The organism is Kitasatospora sp. NBC_01250 (genome assembly GCF_036226465.1).
Taxonomy (GTDB): Bacteria; Actinomycetota; Actinomycetes; order Streptomycetales; family Streptomycetaceae; genus Kitasatospora.
This window is the reverse complement of the sequence record NZ_CP108476.1, coordinates 284,738-304,030: the sequence shown is the minus strand read 5'-3', so window position 1 is coordinate 304,030 and position 19,293 is coordinate 284,738. Positions and strand designations below refer to the sequence as shown.

The 19,293-nt window shown below is 71.1% G+C and carries 16 protein-coding genes; 11 read left to right on the top strand and 5 right to left on the bottom strand.

All coding sequences use genetic code 11. The annotated features are described in order from the left end of the window. Positions 1–86: 86 nt before the first annotated feature. Together OG500_RS01500 and OG500_RS01495 are read right to left on the bottom strand one after the other, a co-directional pair. The gene (locus OG500_RS01500) at positions 87–812 is read right to left on the bottom strand and encodes a dienelactone hydrolase family protein (protein WP_329575555.1); all 726 of its coding nucleotides are present in this window, start codon (positions 810–812) and stop codon (positions 87–89) included. 112 nt (positions 813–924) lie between these two features. After that, positions 925–3,144, bottom strand: coding sequence for a (Fe-S)-binding protein (locus OG500_RS01495; RefSeq protein WP_329575552.1), 2,220 nt, complete (start codon positions 3,142–3,144; stop codon positions 925–927). A 265-nt stretch (positions 3,145–3,409) separates the two neighbouring features. Here OG500_RS01495 and OG500_RS01490 point away from each other — a divergent pair, with 265 nt between their 5' ends. Next, complete coding sequence (locus tag OG500_RS01490; RefSeq protein ID WP_329575550.1) at positions 3,410–4,039, top strand: pyridoxamine 5'-phosphate oxidase family protein; 630 nt, start codon at positions 3,410–3,412, stop codon at positions 4,037–4,039. Between the two features lie 238 nt (positions 4,040–4,277). Beyond that, positions 4,278–4,634: a VOC family protein gene (locus tag OG500_RS01485; RefSeq protein ID WP_329575547.1), complete on the top strand. Its 357-nt coding sequence runs from the start codon at positions 4,278–4,280 to the stop codon at positions 4,632–4,634. Positions 4,635–4,679: 45 nt separating this feature from the next. Here the strand turns inward: OG500_RS01485 and OG500_RS01480 are convergent, their stop codons facing one another. Both OG500_RS01480 and OG500_RS01475 read right to left on the bottom strand, forming a co-directional pair. Continuing rightward, positions 4,680–5,324 carry a hypothetical protein gene (locus tag OG500_RS01480; protein WP_329575544.1) on the bottom strand — a complete coding sequence of 215 codons (645 nt, stop codon included), beginning with the start codon at positions 5,322–5,324 and terminating at the stop codon, positions 4,680–4,682. Positions 5,325–5,846: 522 nt separating this feature from the next. Then, positions 5,847–6,260: an organic hydroperoxide resistance protein gene (locus OG500_RS01475; protein WP_329575541.1), complete on the bottom strand. Its 414-nt coding sequence runs from the start codon at positions 6,258–6,260 to the stop codon at positions 5,847–5,849. A gap of 143 nt (positions 6,261–6,403) precedes the next feature. Here OG500_RS01475 and OG500_RS01470 point away from each other — a divergent pair, with 143 nt between their 5' ends. The 5 genes from OG500_RS01470 to OG500_RS01450 all read left to right on the top strand — a co-directional run bounded on the left by OG500_RS01470 (position 6,404) and on the right by OG500_RS01450 (position 11,070). Beyond that, positions 6,404–6,940 (top strand): MarR family winged helix-turn-helix transcriptional regulator, encoded by a 537-nt coding sequence (locus tag OG500_RS01470; protein WP_329575538.1) that lies wholly within the window; start codon positions 6,404–6,406, stop codon positions 6,938–6,940. A 406-nt stretch (positions 6,941–7,346) separates the two neighbouring features. Beyond that, entirely contained in the window at positions 7,347–8,642 is a 1,296-nt protein-coding gene (locus tag OG500_RS01465; RefSeq protein WP_329575535.1) for a hypothetical protein, read from the top strand. A 180-nt stretch (positions 8,643–8,822) separates the two neighbouring features. Beyond that, a complete protein-coding gene (locus tag OG500_RS01460) occupies positions 8,823–8,951 on the top strand; it encodes a hypothetical protein (RefSeq protein WP_327064500.1) in 129 nt (42 codons plus the stop codon). 137 nt (positions 8,952–9,088) lie between these two features. Next, positions 9,089–9,643, top strand: a complete 555-nt coding sequence (locus OG500_RS01455) for a TetR/AcrR family transcriptional regulator (RefSeq protein ID WP_329575532.1) — start codon at positions 9,089–9,091, stop codon at positions 9,641–9,643. After that, positions 9,640–11,070: an FAD-dependent monooxygenase gene (locus tag OG500_RS01450; protein WP_329575529.1), complete on the top strand. Its 1,431-nt coding sequence runs from the start codon at positions 9,640–9,642 to the stop codon at positions 11,068–11,070. Before OG500_RS01455 ends, OG500_RS01450 begins: the two co-directional genes overlap by 4 nt. Before the next feature lie 49 nt (positions 11,071–11,119). Here the strand turns inward: OG500_RS01450 and OG500_RS01445 are convergent, their stop codons facing one another. Further along, entirely contained in the window at positions 11,120–11,953 is an 834-nt protein-coding gene (locus tag OG500_RS01445) for a helix-turn-helix transcriptional regulator (RefSeq protein WP_329575526.1), read from the bottom strand. Positions 11,954–12,167: 214 nt separating this feature from the next. Between OG500_RS01445 and OG500_RS01440 the strand changes: the two genes are divergently transcribed. From OG500_RS01440 to OG500_RS01425, 4 genes are all read left to right on the top strand, one after another. After that, a complete protein-coding gene (locus OG500_RS01440; protein WP_327064496.1) occupies positions 12,168–12,902 on the top strand; it encodes an SDR family oxidoreductase in 735 nt (244 codons plus the stop codon). 309 nt (positions 12,903–13,211) lie between these two features. Further along, on the top strand, positions 13,212–15,260 hold the full coding sequence (locus tag OG500_RS01435) for a transglycosylase domain-containing protein (protein WP_329575522.1): 2,049 nt from the start codon (positions 13,212–13,214) through the stop codon (positions 15,258–15,260). Positions 15,261–15,515: 255 nt separating this feature from the next. Next, complete coding sequence (locus tag OG500_RS01430; protein WP_329575517.1) at positions 15,516–17,687, top strand: eCIS core domain-containing protein; 2,172 nt, start codon at positions 15,516–15,518, stop codon at positions 17,685–17,687. A gap of 734 nt (positions 17,688–18,421) precedes the next feature. After that, the gene (locus tag OG500_RS01425; protein ID WP_327064493.1) at positions 18,422–19,156 is read left to right on the top strand and encodes a helix-turn-helix transcriptional regulator; all 735 of its coding nucleotides are present in this window, start codon (positions 18,422–18,424) and stop codon (positions 19,154–19,156) included. The last annotated feature ends 137 nt before the right edge of the window (positions 19,157–19,293 follow it).

The window sequence follows — 19,293 nt, the reverse complement described above, 5'->3', positions numbered from 1 at the left end:
TGCGCGGGCACCGCGTTTTGATAGCGGCCAGTTGGGCTCGATCTGGCCGCTGTCGTTCACGCCGCACGCACTTTTGACGCTCCGGCTCACGCCGCTACCGGCACGCACTCGGCGAGCAGGCCGACGATGTCGCGCCAGGCTCGCTGCGCGTGCTGCGGGTGGTGGCCGACGCCGGGGAGCACGGTGTGGTCGACCGGCGGGTGGTGGAAGGCGTGCAGAGCTCCGCCGTAGACCACGAGGCGCCAGTCGACGCCCGCGGCCTGCAGTTCGGCGGTGAAGGCGTCCCGCTGCTCGGCGGGCATGATCGGGTCCTCCGATCCCACCCCGGCCCACACGGGGCAGCGGATGCGCGCGGCCTCGCCCGGCCGCCCCGTGGTCAGTGCGTTGACCGTCCCGATCGCGCGCAGGTCGACGCCGTCCCGCCCGAGCTCCAACGCGATGGCGCCCCCGGTGCCGTAGCCGATGGCGGCGATCCGGTCGGGGTCGGTCCGGGGCTCGGCGAGCAGTACGTCGAGCCCCGCGTGGCCGATGCCCCGCATCCGGTCGGGGTCCGCGAGCAGCGGGGTCACGTACGCCAGCATCTCCTGGGGATCGGTGAACCAGCGCCCGCCGTTGATGTCGAAGGCCAGCGCCACATAGCCCAGTTCGGCGAGGGCGTCGGCTCGGCGGCGCTGGAAGTCGTTCAGGCCCGGACCCTCGGGCCCGATCAGGACCGCGGGCCGGCGGCCGGCCCCGGCGGGGAGCGCAAGGTGCCCGATCATCGTCAGTCCGTCGGCCGGGTATTCGACCGTGCGTGTGGTGACAGTCGTCATGAGACCAGACTGTAGCGACCGTCGAGCCCGATCGGGCCGGTCTTCACCGTGGGCAGAACGGCGCGGTCGCGCACGGATGCTGGTCGGGCCGCGAGCCGGTCCGCGAGGCCCATCAGGACACGCGCGGGGCCGCCTCCACGGAGTCCAGCAGCAGCTGCGCGACGTCGACCACCTTCAGGTGCTCCTTGGCCGCGCCTTCGTTCTTCTTGCCGTTCACCGAGTCGGAGAGCATCACCAGGCAGAACGGGCAGGCGGTGGAGACGATGTCGGGGTTGAGCGACAGCGCCTCGTCCACCCGCTCGGTGTTGATCCGCTTGCCGATCCGCTCCTCCATCCACATCCGCGCGCCACCGGCGCCGCAGCAGAAGCCGCGTTCCTTGTGACGGTGCATCTCCTGCTGGCGCAGCCCCGGGACCTTGTCCATGATCTCGCGCGGCGGGCTGTAGACCTTGTTGTGCCGACCCAGGTAGCAGGGGTCGTGATACGTGATCAGGCCCTCCACCGGGTTGACCGGGACCAGCTTGCCCTCGTCGATCAGGTGCTGCAGCAGCTGGGTGTGGTGGATGACCTCGAAGTGGCCGCCGAGCTGCGGGTATTCGTTCGCGATGGTGTTGAAGCAGTGCGGGCAGGTGGCCACGATCCGCTTCTTCGGGGCGTCCTCCAGCGCGGCGTTGAGCGTCTCGACGTTCTGCGCGCCGAGCATCTGGAACAGGAACTCGTTGCCCAGGCGGCGGGCCGAGTCGCCGGTGCAGGACTCCTCCTTGCCCAGGATGGCGAACCGGACCCCGGCGGTGTGCAGCAGTTCGGCGAAGGCCTTGGTGGTCTTCTTCGCCCGGTCCTCCAACGCACCGGCGCAACCGACCCAGTAGAGGTACTCGACCTCGGCCGGCTCGATGTCCTGGCCGATCACCGGCACCTCGATGCCGGTCTCCTTCTTCAGCTCCTTGACCCAGTCCAGGCGCGCCTTGGTGGCCATGCCCCACGGGTTGCCCTTGTTCTCCAGGTTCTTGAGCATCGTCCCGGCCTCGGTCGGGAACGAGGACTCGATCATCACCTGGTAGCGGCGCATGTCGACGATGTGGTCGATGTGCTCGATGTCCACCGGGCACTGCTCGACGCAGGCACCGCAGGTGGTGCAGGACCACAGCACGTCGGGGTCGATCACCCCGTTCTCCTCGGCGGTGCCGATCAGCGGACGCTCCGCCTCGGCCAGTGCCGCCGCCGGCACGTCCTTCAACTGCTCCGCGGTCGCCTTCTCGCTGCCCGAGCCCTGCCCTCCCTCCGGAGCGGTCTTGCCGCCGCCGGCCAGCAGGTACGGCGCCTTGGCGTAGGTGTGCTCGCGCAGGCTCATGATCAGCAGCTTCGGCGACAGCGGCTTGCCGGTGTTCCAGGCCGGGCACTGCGACTGGCAGCGGCCGCACTCGGTGCAGGTGGAGAAGTCGAGGATGCCCTTCCAGGAGAAGTGCTCGACCTGCGAGACGCCGAAGACGGCGTCCTCGGCCGGGTCCTCGAAGTCGATCGGCCGCCCGCCCGAGTGCATGGGCTGCAGCGCGCCGAGCGCGACCCCGCCATCCGCCTCGCGCTTGAACCAGATGTTCGGGAAGCCCAGGAAGCGGTGCCAGGCGACGCCCATGTCGGTCTTGAGCGAGACCGTGATCATCCAGATGAAGGACGTCGCGATCTTGATCGTCGAGGTCAGGAGGACCAGGTTCTGCAGGGTGCCGGTGCTCATTCCCCTGAAGGCGAGGACCAGGGGGTAGGACGCGAAGTGCGCGGCGTCGTAGTGGCCGATGCGGACGAGGGCTCCCTCCAGGCCGCCCAGCGTCATGTCGCAGATGCCGATGATGAGGATGACGGCCTCGACGAAGTACGCCTGGCCGAGGTTCGAGCCGGCGAAGCGTGACTTGCGGCCGGCCCGCCTCGGGTGGCTGAGCTGGCGGATGGCGATGAGCACGAGAATGCCGAGCGTCATCGTCGTGACGAGGAACTCGAGGAACATCTCGTACGGCACCCAGTGGCCGATGATCGGAAGCGTCCAGTCGGCGCTGAAGAGTTGGCCGAAGGCGTTCGCCAAGGTCAGTACGAGCGAGAGGAAGGCGATGGCGATGAACCAGTGTGCTGCACCGACCACCTTCCACCGGTTCATCCGGGTGTGGCCGAGGAACTCCCGGAGCACCGTGACCGTCCGCGCGACCCGGTTGTCGGTGCGGGTGCCCGCGGGGACGTCCTGGCCGAGTCGGACGACCCGGTAGACCTGCGCGAAGGCTCGGCCGAACAGTGCCACGCCGACCACGGCGAGGACCAGCGACACGGTGATCGCGGCGAGTTGCATGAGGGCTCCTCCAACCTGCGCGAGCGGAAGCTCGATCCTACTGGCGGGTAACCTTGTGCTGATGAGCAGTCAGATTACCGAGCATGGAAGGCTTCCTGAAGATGTGCGGCTGGTGATCTGCGTCGCCGGGACCACCACGGCGCGAGGCACGGTGTGCGGGCAAGATGGTGTGCGGACTTCGGGGCATCCTCGTCCGGCCACTGGTGGCGGGCCGTCGTCTACGCTCGACCTGTTCACGTATTCCACGGGAAGGGGGGTGAGGTCCGTGCTGCACACAGACCTGGTCGAGGTGACGTCACCGGAGGAACTGGGGGAGCTGCTCGGCGAGCCGACACCGGGCGCGCTGGTCAAGGTGCGGCCGAGCCTGCACGAGCACGACCGCCAGTGGCTGGCCGCCTCGCCGCTGTGCGTGGTGGCGACTTCGGGGGCCGACGGAAGCTGCGACGCGTCACCGAAGGGCGACCCGGCCGGGTTCACGCTCGTGCTGGACGACACGACGATCGCGATCCCCGAACGTCCCGGGAACCGCCGGGCCGACGGGTTCCGCAACATCCTGGCCAATCCCCACGTGGGGCTGCTCTACCTGATCCCCGGCCGCCCCGACACGCTGCGCATCAACGGCCGCGCGCAGCTCGTGCGCGACGCGCCGTTCTTCGACGACATGGTGGTCAAGGGGAATCGTCCGCAGCTGGCCCTGCTGGTCGAGATCGACCAGGTCTTCTACCACTGCCCGAGGGCCCTGCTGCGGGGCGGAGTCTGGCAGCCGGAGACCTGGGAGCCGGACGCGGCGCCCTCCCGTGCGGTGCTCGCGAAGGCCCACGATCGCCGTCCGGAGAGCGTGGCGGAACTGGAGGCGTACTACGGCCCGCAGTACCTGGAGCGCCTGTACCAGTAAGGGCCTCCTGCACAGCTTCCCTGCATGCTGCCGAGTCGACGAGGCAACAGGAGGCCCTGGTTCCCGCCAGGAGCGGCCGAACCAGCGGCGCTTGGCCCGGGGTTGCTGCTGGGGCTGGGGCGTTGCGCCGTTCGCCGGGGCCACCGACGGGTCGTCGTACTCGCGGGAGATCACCTGGACCCGGCCCGACTCGGAAAAATCAGTTGGTGGGGTAACTGCGTTGCAAGACCATGGCCGCATGCGCATCCTCGGCCTCGTCTTCGCCGGCACGTCCACGCCCTATCGCTCGCAGATGGCCGGCTTCCTTGGCGACACCCTGTTGTTGCCCCGTGCCCAGGTGGACGGCGTTGAGGCTGACTTGTTCGAGCTGCCCGACGGATCCAGCTTCGCGGTGTCCTCGCCCGGCGGGATGGGGGATGCGCCCCGTTCTGTCGGCTTTCTCGTCGACGATCTCGCTGCTGCCGCGGTGGTCCTGCGTGAAGCAGGCGTCGAGGTGGGCCCGGTCGGCGAGAACGAGCGCGATCGGTACCTGCACTTTCGCGCTCCGGACGGCGAGCTCTACGAACTGGTGGAACGCAAGGGCGGAACCGTGTGACCTTCAGGGGGGTCGATCTCGGGGCAGGTCGCCGGTGGCCGGGCCTCAGCAGTAGCCGTGGAGCTTGGCGCTGCCCTTGGGGGCGAGGCTGGGCCAGGGCCGGCCGGCGCCGGCCGCGGCGGCAGAGCGCAGAAGGTCGACGAGGGTGCAACCCGGGTAGCCCTGGAAGCTCTGGTAGGCGTTGCGGTAGTAGCAGCTCCAGTAGCTCACGACCCGCCGTTGCGTGCGGGCGAAGAAGGCCGGGTTGGCCACGATGAACTCACCGTAGGCGTGGCGGAAACCGTCCCCGGGGACGCCGAGGCCGCGAAGTCCATGGGTGATGTCGACCAGGATCTCCAGGACGTACTCGCCGACGAGTTGAACGACGAACGGGATGACCCACGGGTCCGCAGAACCGAGGACCTGCGCCAAGTGGCGTTGCCTGACCCGGCCGTCGCAGTGCCGCGAATACAGGCAGTGCAGAACTCGTCGCTGACGCAACGAGAGGGCAGCAACGGCTTCCGGCGGCGGCTCGTCGTTGTAGATGCGCTCGGGGATGGCGAGTTGCTCTCCCCACACCAGGACCGAAAACTGCCCGACCGGCCGGTGCAGAGGCGCAGGTGCGACCGCCAGAACTGCTTGAACGTCATCGGCCAGATCGGCTGGGAACGCCGCGGTCAACAGTTCACCGGGGGTGGGGAGTGGTTGCACGGTCCGAGCATACGTGCAGCCCTGTGGGCAGTCCCGGCGACCGTGAAGCGGCTGACTGCGTGGTGGGCCCGGCCCGGCCCCGCGCCGCGGCGGCCGCTCTCGGCCGCCTACAGCGCCAGGAACTCCTCGGCCGCACGCTTCGGGGCAGGCGGCACGTCGGTCGACTCCGAGACGATCGAGTGGACTTCACGCCTGAGCCCGGGGGACTCGCCCCAGGAAGCAGTTGTTGATCCTAGGCCGTGTCTCACAATTCGCGTCGGATCAGCGCGCGGCGTTGGGCGCCCGGCTGGGCGTGCCGGCGAAGCGTCCTCGTACTGGGTCGTACTTGGATGATTCGCCGGTGCGTCCAGGCGGGATGCCCGGCGTCGCGCGCCTGGCGGGAATTGTGAGACACGGCCTAGGCAGGGCGTCCGAGGCCGCCGCCTCGGACGCCCTGCCGCTCGCGCATCCCCCGCCGTGAACGCGCGCGGCGTGTCACCGGGCGGGCCGGGGGTGCTTGTTCTTGCTCGGCCTTACTCGGCCTTACTCGACGACGAGGGTGACCGGGATGTTGCCGCGGGTGGCCTTGGAGTACGGGCAGTACGCGTGCGCCTGCTCGACCAGGGCCTGGCCCTCCTCGCCCTGCAGGCTGTCGGGGAGCTCGACGCGCAGCGTGACGGCGAGGCCGAAGCCGCCGTCGGTGTCCTTGCCGATGCCGACCTCGGCGGTGACCGAGGCGTCCTTGGTGTCGATCTTCGCGGCCCGGCCGACCGCGCCCAGGGCGCTGGCGAAGCAGGCCGCGTAGCCGGCGGCGAAGAGCTGCTCGGGGTTGGTGCCCTCGCCGTTGCCGCCCAGGGCCGCGGGGAACGCGAGCTGGAGATCGAGTCGGCCGTCGGAGCTGACCGTGCGGCCCTCGCGGCCGTTGGCGGTGGCGACAGCGGTGTACAGGGCATCCATGAGGAATCGTCCTTCGTGCGTCGTCGACCACCCGGTGGGGTGCCCGGGTGGGCCGGCCGAGTGGTTCGGCCGCTCCACCAGCATGGCACACAATTAAATTGTGCGCAATCAAATGATGTGCGATCGAGTTGTATCCTTGGGGCATGGCCACTGCGAACCCGAGCACCCAGCCGCCGAACGGCGAGGATCTGCCCCCCGACCTCGACCTGTTCCAGCTCGACCTCCAGGTCTGCTTCGCCGTCCACGCAGCCGCCCGCTCCTTCGACCGGGTCTACCGCCGCCTGCTCCAGGACCTCGGCCTGACCTATCCGCAGTACCTGGTGATGCTGACGCTCTGGGAGCACGGCGACCTGCCGGTCAAGCGGCTGGGTGAACTGCTCCGGCTGGACTCCGGCACGCTCTCCCCGCTGCTGAAGCGCCTGGACGCGGCCGGCCTGGTGCAGCGCGAGCGCAGCCCCGAGGACGAGCGCTCGGTGATCGTGCGCCTCACCGCGGAGGGCACCGCGATGCGCGCCGCCGCCCAGCGGGTGCCCCGGCAGATCGCGGTCGCGAGCGGGATGACCGCGGAGCAGGGCCGCGAGCTGCGCACCCGGCTCGAGCAGCTGACCGCCACCCTGGACCTGTTCGGCACCGAGGCGGCGGTCGGCGAGGCACTCGGTGAGGGCTTCGGCGAGGCCTGAGTGGGTCCGCCGCCCCGGCGCATCCCGCGGGTGTCGGGCCGCCACGGAGTCGGGCCGCTTGCGTCCGGCGACGGGGGCCGCCGCGTGCGCCTGGTGACCAGTGGCCTCCGGCGCCACGCGCGCAGCCCTGTTCGCCATATGCCCCAGCAGCCGCAGTGCAGTTGGGCGCTCCCTGCCGGGCGACGGCGTTTTTCGGACGGGTTGCGCTGCCCCCGTTGACCGTCGTCGGCGTCCGGCGATTGGCTCTCCCCGAACCCACCGGCGGGGGAGCAGAGGTGGGCCGGGGACAGCCATCCGGGGAGGACCGGTCAGCGTGAAATCGATCAGCCGAACGGCACACACAAGAGGCAGACTCGCCCTCGGCGCCTGCGTGTTGGCGACTGCTGCGGCCGTCGCCGGCACTGCGGTGCCTGCCAGGGCCGCGGCTCCGGCCTGGGGCCCCACCGCCCAGGTCGACCTCGGCGCGAACGGCGTCCAGGCGGACCAGGCGTCGACCGGCCTCGGAGTCAGCGCGGACGGCCGCTACGCCCTGTTCAGCTCGTCGGCGACGAACCTGGTGCCGGACGGGGCGAACATCGGCTTCGGCCTGTACGTTCGCGACCTGCGCACCGGGCGCACCGAGCTGGTCAGCCGGGCCGACGACGGCACTGCGCTGACCGCGCTCGACGAGGTCGCGGGGATCAGCGGCGACGGCCGGTACGTCGTGTTCTCCAGCGGCGCGGCCCAGGTGGCGCCCGGGCAGCCCGCGGACGGTGCGTACAACGTCTACGTCCGCGACCGCGTCAGCGGCCGCACCCGACTCGTCAGCGCCGGGACCCCCAGCGGCGGAGCCCAGGACGACCTCGGCGCCTACCACCCGGCCATCAGCGCCGACGGTCGGAGCATCGTCTACATGTCGGTGCGCACCGACCTCGTGCCCGGTGCTCCCGTCAAGCCGGACACGCGCAACATCTACGTCACCGACCGCATCACCGGCCGCACCCGCCTGGCCTCGGTCGGCGTGGACGGGCAGGCGGCCGACAATAACTCGGACAACCCGACGATCAGTGCGGACGGCGGTACCGTCGGCTTCACCTCGAGCGCCTCGAACCTGCTCCCGCCGTCGGCCCGGACGCCGAACGCCGCCGCCTCCCCGGCCATCGGGCGTTACACCACCCTCTACACCCGCGACCTGAACCGGGGCACCACCACCCTCGCCGGCCTCGCCGCCGACGGCACGGCCGGGTCGGCATCCCCGACCATCCGGCTCAGCCCCGACGCCCGCTACGCCGCCTACGCGCTCGGCGCGGCCCCGCTGCCGGGCGGCAAGGCCCGCACCGAGCTGTTCGTCCAGGACCTGCGGACGGGCCAGGTGAGGAGCATCCGCACCTCGACCAACCCGGCGGCGATCTGCTGGGCGGACCCCTCGGCGGCCATCAGCGCCGACGACCGGTGGGTCTACTTCTCCGGCGGCTGCTCCGACACGGTCATCCACGCCTCGCAGGCCCGTTTCGACCTCTACCGCCAGAACCTGGCGACCGGCCGCACCGAGGCCGTCAGCACGGCCCCGGACGGGTCGCAGCAGGACGGCGCCGCCTACGGGCCCTACCTCTCCGACAGCGGCAGGACGGTGGTGTTCACCGACGACAGCACCGACCTGCTCCCCACCGGCACCACCTCCAACGACTGGCACGTCTACGCCCGCACACGCGGCGAGGACTGAACAGACCTCAGGTGGGCCCGATGCGAAGGTCGGGCCCCACCGGCCTGCCGGCTCCGGCGGATCTGGCCGGGAAGCTGCCGACGTCGCCCGGTTCGGCGCTGCTCACCGGATCGTCTGTGACGTCGACACCGAGGCACACCGGAGGCGGCCGGGCTGCGGTGCCGCCCGCTCGCCGAGACGGTGCGCGACACCTGGGCCTGGCTGCAGGAGCGCGGCCCGCGCGAGGAGCCCTACACCCAGGGCCTGCAGGGCGACGTGCTCGGTATCGACCCGCAGAAGGAGCGCCGGATCCTGGCGGGCGAACTCTGACGACGATCAGGGCAGCATCCAGGACGGGGCCCGGCGGTCGAGCAGCTCTGCGCGCCCACGGGACAGCTCCCGCTTCGATGTGTACGATACGAGTACCGTACACATGGGAGATGGTCATGGTTCGAGGACAACCACGCGTGGACGCGATCCTCGCGGCTGCGACGGAGCTGCTCGCCGAGGTGGGCTACCACGCGTTGACGATGGACGCCGTCGCGGCCAGGGCGCATGCCAGCAAGACGACCATCTACCGGCGCTGGCGCAACAAGGCCGAGCTGGTCAAGGCCGCGCTCGACGCGCAGGACCAGGACTTCAACGACAGCGTCGCCGACACCGGCTCGCTGCGCGGCGATCTCGTCGCCGTCCTGCGGATGCTGCGCGTCAAGGCCGCCCAGCTGCCGCCGAAGGCGTACCACGAACTCGCCGAGGCCATGCGCGAGGACGAGGAGCTGGCCGCGTTGATCGAGGCGCACCTGGCGGACGGTGACCTCTCGCCCTGGCACGAGCCCCTGCACCGGGCGGTGGGCCGCGGCGAGGTGCCGGCCGGTGTCGACGAGGACCTCGTGCACGACGTCGCCGAGGCGATGATCCTGCGCCAACTGCAACTCGGCGAGGCCCTTGACGAGGCCTTCGTCGATCGGCTCGTGGACGACGTGCTGCTCGTCCTGCTCACCCGTGGAGGAAAGCGATCATGACTGTCGTGATAGCCGGCGCCGGCCCGACCGGGATCACGCTGGCCTGCGAACTCGCCCGTCGCGGCATTGCCTGCCGGGTGCTGGACCAGGCGCCCCGGCTGTTCGAGGGCTCGCGCGGCAAGGGCATCTCGCCGCGCACGCAAGAGGTCTTCAGCGACCTCGGCGTGCTCGACCGGATGCTCGCCGACGGCATGCCGTTCCCGAAGTTCCGCCTGTACGCCGGGCACGATGTCGTCTCCGAGCAGACCGTGAGCGAGCTGCTCGGCGTCCAACCGCTGCGGCGCAGCCCCGAGCTCCCCTATCCCGAGACCCTGCTGCTGCCGCAGTGGCGCACCGACGAGATCCTGTACGAGCGGCTGCGCGAACTCGGCGGTCAGGTCGAGTTCGGCACCGAGGTGACCGGCTTCGACCAGGACGAGGACGGCGTCACGGTGCACACCTCGGCCGGCCCGATCCGGGCCAGCCACCTGATCGGTTGCGACGGCGGTCGCAGCCGGCTGCGCAAGGCGCTCGGCGTCGGCTTCGCGGGCGAGACGCTGGAGACCGAGCGCACGATCATCGGGGACGCCCGCGTGGACGGCCTCGAAGGCGTGTTCTGCCACATGTTCACCAAGGCCGGCGACATCGGCGAGCGGTTCTCGCTGTGGAGCATGCCCGGTGGTGAGTACTACCAGTTCGTGGCCACCATGCCGACCGAGCGGACGCCGGAGCTGACGCTGGACGCGATGAACCGGCTGCTGCGCGAGCGGTCCGGCCGCGACGACCTGCACCTGCACGGGCTGCGCTGGATCTCGCTCTACCGGGTCAACGTGCGGATGGTCGACCGGTACCGGGTCGGCCGGGTGCTGCTGGCCGGCGACGCGGCGCACGTCCACTCCGGGGCCAGCGGCCAGGGGATGAACACCAGCGTGCAGGACGCCTACAACCTCGGCTGGAAGCTGGCCGCGGTGCTCTGCGGAGCGCCCGAGGAGCTGTTGGACACCTACGAGACGGAGCGGATGCCGGTGGCCGCGAACGTGCTCGGCGTCAGCACCCGGCTGCACCGGCTGAACTTCCAGCGCTCGACCGAGCCGGTCGCGGTGCACCAGCTCGACGTCAGCTACCGCGGTGGCCCGCTCGCCGTGGACGACCGGCGCACGCCCGGTCGACTGCGGGCCGGCGACCGCGCGCCGGACGGGCTGCTCGACGACGGCACCCGGCTGTTCGACGTGTTCCGCGGTACGCACTTCACGCTGCTGGCCTTCGGCCGCCGCCCCGACGCCGATTTCGGCAGCGGCGTCCGGGTGCACCGGGCCGCCAAGTCCGAGGGCTACGACGTGGACGGCGACGCCCTGGTCCTGGTCCGGCCGGACGGGTACGTCGGCGTGATCTGCGACCGGGTCGAGACCGTGCGCGAGTACTTGGAGCGGGTCTCCGGCACCGCGTGAGCCGCACGGACGCCTCGCCAGGCCGCAGTTGTCGCCGCGGGACGGACAACTACCCGGTAACCCGGTTCGAGGTCGCGTGGAGGGAGCCGAGCAGGGCGAGGGCCTGGGCGCTGGAACTGCCGGGCTCCGCCTGGTAGACGATCAACTGCTGGCCGGGAGCGTCGCGGACGTCGAAGGCCTGGTAGGTGAGGATCAGCGGGCCGACCTCCGGGTGGCGCAGGTGCTTGGCCTCCTGGGTCTTGCCGCGCACGGCATGGGCGCTCCACAGACGGGTGAAGTCCGTGCTGTGCCCGGTGAGGGTGCGGACGAGTTCCCGCAGCCGGGGGCTGTCGGGGTCGAGCCCGGCCGCCTGCCGCAGGTGGCCCACGACGGCCTGGGCGGTGTGGCCCCAGCGTTCGTAGAACTGCCGGCCCGCCGGGTCGAGGAAGGCCATCCGCGCGAGGTTGTCCACCTGGTCGAAGGGGGAGTGCAGCGCCTGGGCGAGGGCGTTGGCCGCCAGCACGTCCAGGGTCCGGTTGATGACGAACGCCGGTGCGCCCGGGTAGCCGTCGAGGAGTTGGCGCAGTGCGGGGCCGACCTGGTCCGTGGTGTGGGCGAAGCGCTCGCTCGGTACCGTCCCCGCCACCTGGTGCAGGTGCGCGTGCTCGTCCGGGTCCAGCTGCAGGGCACGGGCGAGCGCGTCGAGCACCTGGGCCGACGGGTGGCGTTCGCGGCCCTGTTCCAGGCGGGTGTAGTAGTCCGCGTTCACCCCGGCCAGGACGGCGACCTCCTCCCGGCGCAGTCCGGCGACCCGGCGTACCCCGTGGCTCGCCATGCCCGCGTCCTCGGGCCGCAGCGCTGCCCGGCGTGCGCGCAGGAACTCTCCCAGCTGATTGTCACTCACGGGTTCACCCTAGGCGGCCCGGGCGGCACCGTGCCTGGGTGCACCGCACCCGGGCAGGGCACGGCCTGGTCGTTCGTCCCCGTCCCGCCCAGACTCGGTCGGGCGCAGCGGATCCGGAGCTGGATCCGGGGCCGCGTCCGTATCCGGATCCGCATCCGCGGAACGGGGTCCGCCACCACGAACACCCGGTGCTCCACCGGGGGGAGAAGTCGTCATGACGCAGACAAGCAAGGTCGTCCTGGTCACCGGAGCGAGCAGCGGGATCGGCGAGGCCACCGCCCGCCGGCTCGCCGCCGATGGTCACCGGCTGTTCCTCGGGGCGCGGCGCACCGATCGTCTCGAGGCGCTCGCCGGGGAGCTCACCGCTGCGGGCGGCACCGCGGCGTTCCGGCGCCTGGACGTCACGGACGCCGCCGACGTCCAGGCCTTCGTGGCCGCCGCCCGTGCGTGCCACGGCAGGGTGGACGTGCTGGTCAACAACGCCGGGGTGATGCCGCTCTCGCCGCTGGAGGCGCTGAGGACCGAGGAGTGGGACCGCATGATCGACGTGAACGTGCGGGGAGTCCTGCACGGCATCGCCGCGGCGCTGCCGGTGATGCGGGCGCAGGGCGGTGGGCACTTCGTGAACATCGCGTCCGTCGGCGCGTACGAGGTCTCGCCCACCGCTGCCGTCTACTGCGCCACCAAGTTCGCGGTCCGGGCGATCTCCGAAGGGCTGCGCCAGGAGTCCACGGGGGACATCCGGGTCACTCTCGTCTCTCCCGGCGTGACCGAGTCCGAACTGGCCGAGGGGATTTCGGACCCCGTCGCCAGGGAGGCGATGAAGGCCTACCGCGCGGTGGCACTGCCCGCCGCCGCCGTCGCGCAGGCCATCGCCTACGCCGTCGCCCAGCCCCCGCAGGTCGACGTCAACGAGCTCGTGGTCCGCCCGGCGGGGAGTGCCCAGTGACCGCCGCCGATCTCCCGCCGGTCGTGGTGGTGGGCTCGGCGCCCGCGTCGGCCGGGGCCGGGCGCTGAGGCCGGCCGCGGGGAGGCCGCGGTGCCTCCCCGCGGTGGCCTGAGGACGGCTCAAAGCTGCACTGTGACTCTACTGTTACAAGCTGGAGAAAATATTCTTACTCTTTTCCCAGTGTGAGAACGTACGGTCAGCGCCATGGTGTCGAAGCCCCCTTCCAGCGCTTCTCGTCCGCTGGTGTTGCTCTCCTCAACTGTCCGCCTGGTCGGCGCGAGCGGCGTAGCCGGCGTCCTGGTGGCCGGAATGGCTCTTCCGTTCGTAGGCGGAATCGGCCTAGGCGCGAAGGACTCGGTCGACAGTTTCAACAGTCTGCCGAGCGACTTCAAGACGCCGCCGCTCTCGCAGGCCTCCACGATCTACGACGCGGACAACGGTGTGATCGCCACCGTCTACGACCGCGACCGCACGGTGGTCCCGAGCGACCAGATAGCCCCGCTGATGAAGTCGGCGCTGGTGGACATCGAGGACAACCGCTTCTACCAGCACGGTGCGATCGACCCGAAGGGCCTGCTGCGGGCGCTGGACAGCAACGCGAGCGGTGGCGGCACCCAGGGCGCGTCCACGCTGACCCAGCAGTACGTCAAGAACGTCTTCGTCGACGAGGCGGGCAACAACGCGGCGGCCGTGCAGGAGGCGCAGCGCCAGACCGTGGGCCGCAAGATCCAGGAGATGAAGTACGCGATCAGTGTCGAGCAGACCCTGACCAAGGACCAGATCCTCACCAACTACCTCAACATCACCTTCTTCGGCGAGAACGCCTACGGGGTCCAGGCGGCGGCCCAGCGGTACTTCAGTACCGACGCGAAGGACCTGACGCTCCCCGAGGCCGCCCTGCTGGCCGGTATCGAGCAGTCGCCCACCAACTACGACCCGATCGTGCACCCGGACAACGCGAAGGCCCGGCGCGACACGGTGCTGAAGAAGATGGCCCAGTACGGGACCATCACCGAGGCCGAGGCCAAGCAGGCGATCGCCACGCCGATCCAGCTGCACGTCACCTCGCCGCAGCAGGGGTGCATCACGGCCAAGGCGGGCGAGGGCTTCTTCTGCGACTACGTGAAGCAGATCATGCTCTCCGACCCGGCCTTCGGTCCCAGCGCCGCGGCGCGGCAGGCGCTGTGGAGCCGGGGCGGGCTGCAGATCCACACCACCCTCGACCCGAAGGACCAGAACGCCGTCAACCAGTCGATGGCGGACAACGCGAACGCCTCCGACAAGCCGGCGGCCGTGATGAGCGTCGTGCAGCCGGGCACCGGCAAGATCCTGGCGATGGGGCAGAGCCGGCCCTACGGGCTGGGGACCAACCAGACCACGATCAACCTGAACGTCAACAAGGCGCTGGGCGGCGGCCAGGGCTTCCCGACCGGGTCGACCTTCAAGCCGATCGTGGCGGCGGCCGCGATGGAGAGCGGCATGGGCGCCGACACGAACTTCAACGTGCCGTACAGCATGCCCTGGCCCACGATGAAGGACTGTCAGGGCAACGTGTACAAGGCGAAGGGCCAGACGGTCCACAACGACTCCACCTCGGAGGCCGGCAACATGGGCATGCCGCAGGCCCTGGCCGAGTCGATCAACACCTACTTCGCCATGCTGGAGGGCCAGACCGGTCTCTGCTCGGTGGACCAGATGGCCAACCGGCTCGGCATCACCCAGCAGGCCGGCGGCGACAAGCTGCAGGTGGTCCCCTCGATGACGCTGGGCGTCAACTCCCTGACGCCGCTGCAGATGGCCGGCGTGTACGCCACCTTCGCCGCCCACGGCACCTTCTGCGCGCCGACCGCGATCAGCTCGGTGACCGGCCCGGACGGCAAGGACGTGTCGGTCCCGTCGGGCAACTGCTCCCAGGTCATGTCGCCGACCACCGCCGACACGATCACCGCGATGCTGCAGGGCGTGGTGCAGGACGGCGGCACCGCCAGCGGTCAGGGCCTGGCCGGCCGCCCCTCCGCCGGCAAGACCGGTACCACCAACCAGGCCGAGCAGGCCTGGTTCATCGGCTACACCCCGGACCTGGTGGGTGCCACCGTGGTCGCCGACACCGGCAACCAGGAGCCGCTGCAGGGGCAGAACTTCGGCAGCGGCCCGATCGAGACCGCGTTCGGCGCCCAGGTGGCGGGCCCGGTCTGGCACGAGGCGATGCAGGCCATCACGGCCGGCACCCCGGTCAACGACTTCCCCGACATCCAGCTGCCCAGCGCACCGCCGCAGGACAACTCCAACGGTCCGACCGACGGCGCCTCGCCCACCGACGGTGCCTCCCCGACCGACGGGGCCGCCGGCGGCCAGTGACGCGGTCGAGCGGCACCGCCGCCGTGCTGCGCCGATCCCCCGGCCCCGGCCGGGGGATCGGCGGATGCGGCCGATCCGCCAGGATCCGCGAGAGGGGCCCGGGTCGCCCGGTCGTGCAACTCCTGCGGGAGAGGTGACCGTTCGGGCAGCGCGCGTGGCCCGCTGTCCGCCCTCCCCGCCCTTCCCCCGCGGCGGTCGCCGGGGCAGAGTCGTGTGTCGAGGCGATGCAGCAGGTCTCATGCGAGGGGATCTTCCATGCGGCGCACCACCGTGTCCCGATCGAACACCGGCTCCGACCGTGAACGGGTCGGGCCGGGTGCGCCCGTGCGCGGTTCCGGAACGCGCTCCTCCGGCGCGGCCCCGGTCGCAGGCGGCAGGCCGCTGCCGGGTTCGCCGGCCGCCCTGCAGCGGGCGGTCGGGAACGCCGCCGTCGCACGGATGATCGAGCGCGAGCGGGGCCGGGAGGGCGCCGGCCACGCCGCCGTGCAGGCCTTCGGGGGCGGCGGCGCGAGCGGGCCCGACGTCGTGCGGGAGGCCGCGGCAACGGCCGGGCGCGGCGGCAGCCGACTGCCGGCCGGCGTGCGGACGACGATGGAGAACGCCTTCGGCACCAGGCTCGACCACATCAGGGTCTCGGTCGACGAGCAGGCCACCGCGAGCATCGACGCCAGGGCGTACACCGTCGGCGACAACATCGTCGTGCAGAGCGCGAGCGTCCTGCGCGACGTGGAGACGATGGCCCACGAGATCCACCACACCACCCAGCACGACGCCCCCACCGGCCTCAGCGATCCCGACGACCGGTGGGAGCGCGAGGCGTCCGCCGTCGGGGCCCGGGTCGCCCGCGGCGAGCGCGTCCACCGCTGCGCCGACGACGAGGAGCACCGGGGCGGCGCCGTGCACCGCAGCGCGGTCCAGCGCCGCGTCGGCTTCGAGTTCGAGTCGCAGTGGCGGGTGCGCGACCACAACAACCTGACCGCGGAGGACGACCAGCGGCACCTCGACGAGGTCGCCCAGCGCGACGCCCAGATCGGCGTGCAGGTCCTGGTGCGGATGGCCGACCGGCGGCAGAACAGCGACCTCCTGGACGAGACGGAACGGGCCAAGGCCGGCGAGGAGTTGCAGAACGCCTGGCTCACCGCCCTGCCGGGCAGCCCGGTGCGGTACCAGGCCACGGAGGAGGGCAGGGCCCGGCTCGCCCGGGCGCGGCAGGACGACCCCGGCTCGTACGCGCGGCACGTGGATCTCGCGACCCTGTCACTGCTCCAGAACGGCCGGATCCGGGAGACCCCCATCCCCGGCCGCGACGTCCCCAAGATGGGCACGGTCGGTGGCGGCGCGGGCTACCGGCTCACCTCGGACGTCAGCCCGACGGGCGGCTCGGCCCTGGAATGGGTGACCGATCCGCTCACGACGAAGGACGAACTCCTGCAGGTGATGGCCGAGATCACCCAGGTGTCGGGCGCGCTGGACGCCCGCAAGGACCAGGCGTCCTTCCCGCTCCAGGAGGTGGACCTGGGCGGTTTCAGGGCGGCCCCCGGGATCATGGTCTTCCCGCTGGACGGCGCGCTCGTCTACGCGCCGCAGATGACCGGCGGGTTCAAGCTGGACGAGCTGCCCCGGCTGGTGGAGTACCTCCAAGCGCCGGACAAGCGCCCCACGTTCACCACCCCCGCCGCCTTCGAGCAGCGCAAGGAGGCCAAGCAGGATCTGCACCAGGACAGCATCCGGCTGGCCGACGGCATCCGTCGGGCGGCCGAGGCCCGGGCCAAGCGCCTGCCCGAGGAGATCACCGGCGGCGCGGACACGGACGGGCTGGTCGGCCTGGCCACCCTGATCGGCAGCTACCTGACGTACGGTGCCGAGCTGGGGAACCGGGCGAACTCGAAGTCGATCGCGGGCGGTCTGATGTCCCGCACCTCCTTCGCCCACAACTTCACGCTGCTGCCCCGCCCGATGCGGGTCTACTACCGCGAACACCCGGACGAGTTCGCCGCGTTCGTCCTGGAGGCGGCCGGTCTCAGCCCGACCGACGAGCAGGCCCTGGTGTACCCGAGGAGCGTCGAGCACGGGGACGCCGGTCACCGCGTCGAGCGGCAGATCCCGCTGACCCGCCATCAGTGGCTCAAGGGCATGCCGGCCGGCAAGGACCTGCTGCGGAACTACAAGCACCTGAACGAGGCGGAGAAGATCCAGGCCAACGAGGCGGACTGGAGCCACATCCACGGCTCGCTGGGCGCCCTGGGCTCGGTGGACGACAAGGTGGGCACGCCCGGCAGGGAGGAGGTGGCCCTGGTGGCCGAGCTGCGCCGGATGAAGGACGGCCTGCGCACCGCCGACCTCACGCCCCTGGCCGTCGCCGCCTTCGAGCTGGTCCAGCGCCTGAACGAGGGAAGGAGCCTCAAGTACGAGAAGAAGAAGCGATAGCGGCCCGCCCGCTGGGTCGGTGACGTCTCGTCAGCTCGCCTGCTGGGGCCAGGGGTTGAGGGCCAGGATCAGCCGATTGCGGGTGAAACCGGGTGATCCCGGCGTCCCCACGAGCACCTTGTCCGTCCGGCGTCGGGCCCTGGGCCGGTGGAAGGCCGACCTGACCGCGCCCAGGCCCCTCGGCTCGTAGAGCACGGCCGGCGGATCGGAGGGTGGCCGTCCGGGGCGATGGGTGGTCGTCGCGGCACGGCCGCCCTGGCGGTGCGGGCTGTCGGCAACGGCCGGGCCGGTCATGCGCTTTGCGTGCGTGACGAGTGCGGAGCTGTTCACGGGTGTGGCCTTCCTTCTCCTGGCGAGCGCAACTCGGCTCGGGCGACTGGTGTCATGGCTTCGGGACGCCCTCCTGGAGTTCGGGAGGCGTCGGCGGAGTAAAGTGTTCGGGCAACGCCTTGAGGTGACACCCGTTCCGGGCGCAGGCGGTGGTCACGTCGGCAGGTGGTGCGCACTGCAGGTTCCGCTGGATGTGCAGTCGACCAGTCCCCGTTGTCTGGCCGCTCGCCCAGTCGGCGCCACCGGTCGGGTCGCCGTCCGGTTGCGGTGAGTCTCGATCGTGCATACCCCAGGCGGACCTTGTCAAGGATATTTGACGCCGGCGAACGCCTTGGTGATCGACCGTCAAGTATTCTGGATGTGTACGCTGCGCGCCCCACATCCGTGAAGGAGACACAAGACAGATGGCCGAGGACAGCATGGCCTACCAGACGACCATCGCGGAGCGGCTGGACCACCTCATGCGGACCGGCCATCCCGAGGGGACCGGGCCGCAGAGCTACGAGGCCGTCGCGCTGGCGAGCCAGGAGCACGCGAGGCTCCACGGCGGTCCGACCGTCAGTCGTCAGACGGTCTTCAACCTTCGCAACGGCAAGCTCGCGAATCCGAGCATCAACAGTCTCCAGGCCCTCGCCAACGTCTACGGCGTCTCGGTCGAGCACTTCCTCAAGAACGGTCCCCTCACGGACGACACCCGCAGCCGGGCCGCCGACCTGGACCCGCCGGCGCCCGGCGCACCGGCCGTCCTCGGGCGGTTGGACACCCTGCTCGGCGCACTGCAGCCCGAAGACCCCACCGCGCCACGCACCGACCAGGACCGCGCCGCCATCATCGCCACCTGGGGCGGCCGCATCACCGGCGAGCACCTCGCCGTGCTGCGCTCCGGCCGGTGGGACGAACGGCTCCGCGCACCCCTGCGCGACTTCGCCGAGCACATCGGCATCCCGTCCGACTACTTCGTCGACGACGAGACGGCCGCCGCCGCCTCGCCCGACCTGGGCGTCCTGACCGCCCTCAAGCAGTTCGGCGCCCGGAGCATCGCGATGCGCCGCGTCGCCGAACTCCCGGACGACGCACTGCAGGCACTGGTCCCGGTGCTCGAGCACCTCAGCCGACAGGGGCCCCGTCAGCGGATGTGACGGACCGCCCGGCGCCGGGCACAGGGGTTCGCATAGGCTCCGTGCTGCGCCCCGGATCCCGCGGTCGGCTGTGCCGGGCCGCGCCAACGGCCGGGGGTCGGTATGGAGTTTGTTCGCTGGACGGACGCTGACGGTTT

Coding starts and splice junctions, on each gene's coding strand:
- OG500_RS01500 (WP_329575555.1), bottom strand. CDS start 812: ATGACGACTGTCACCACACGCACGGTCGAATACCCGGCCGACGGACTG.
- OG500_RS01430 (WP_329575517.1), top strand. CDS start 15,516: ATGCGGCGCACCACCGTGTCCCGATCGAACACCGGCTCCGACCGTGAA.
- OG500_RS01495 (WP_329575552.1), bottom strand. CDS start 3,144: ATGCAACTCGCCGCGATCACCGTGTCGCTGGTCCTCGCCGTGGTCGGC.
- OG500_RS01485 (WP_329575547.1), top strand. CDS start 4,278: ATGCGCATCCTCGGCCTCGTCTTCGCCGGCACGTCCACGCCCTATCGC.
- OG500_RS01470 (WP_329575538.1), top strand. CDS start 6,404: ATGGCCACTGCGAACCCGAGCACCCAGCCGCCGAACGGCGAGGATCTG.
- OG500_RS01450 (WP_329575529.1), top strand. CDS start 9,640: ATGACTGTCGTGATAGCCGGCGCCGGCCCGACCGGGATCACGCTGGCC.
- OG500_RS01435 (WP_329575522.1), top strand. CDS start 13,212: ATGGCTCTTCCGTTCGTAGGCGGAATCGGCCTAGGCGCGAAGGACTCG.
- OG500_RS01425 (WP_327064493.1), top strand. CDS start 18,422: ATGGCCGAGGACAGCATGGCCTACCAGACGACCATCGCGGAGCGGCTG.
- OG500_RS01440 (WP_327064496.1), top strand. CDS start 12,168: ATGACGCAGACAAGCAAGGTCGTCCTGGTCACCGGAGCGAGCAGCGGG.
- OG500_RS01475 (WP_329575541.1), bottom strand. CDS start 6,260: ATGGATGCCCTGTACACCGCTGTCGCCACCGCCAACGGCCGCGAGGGC.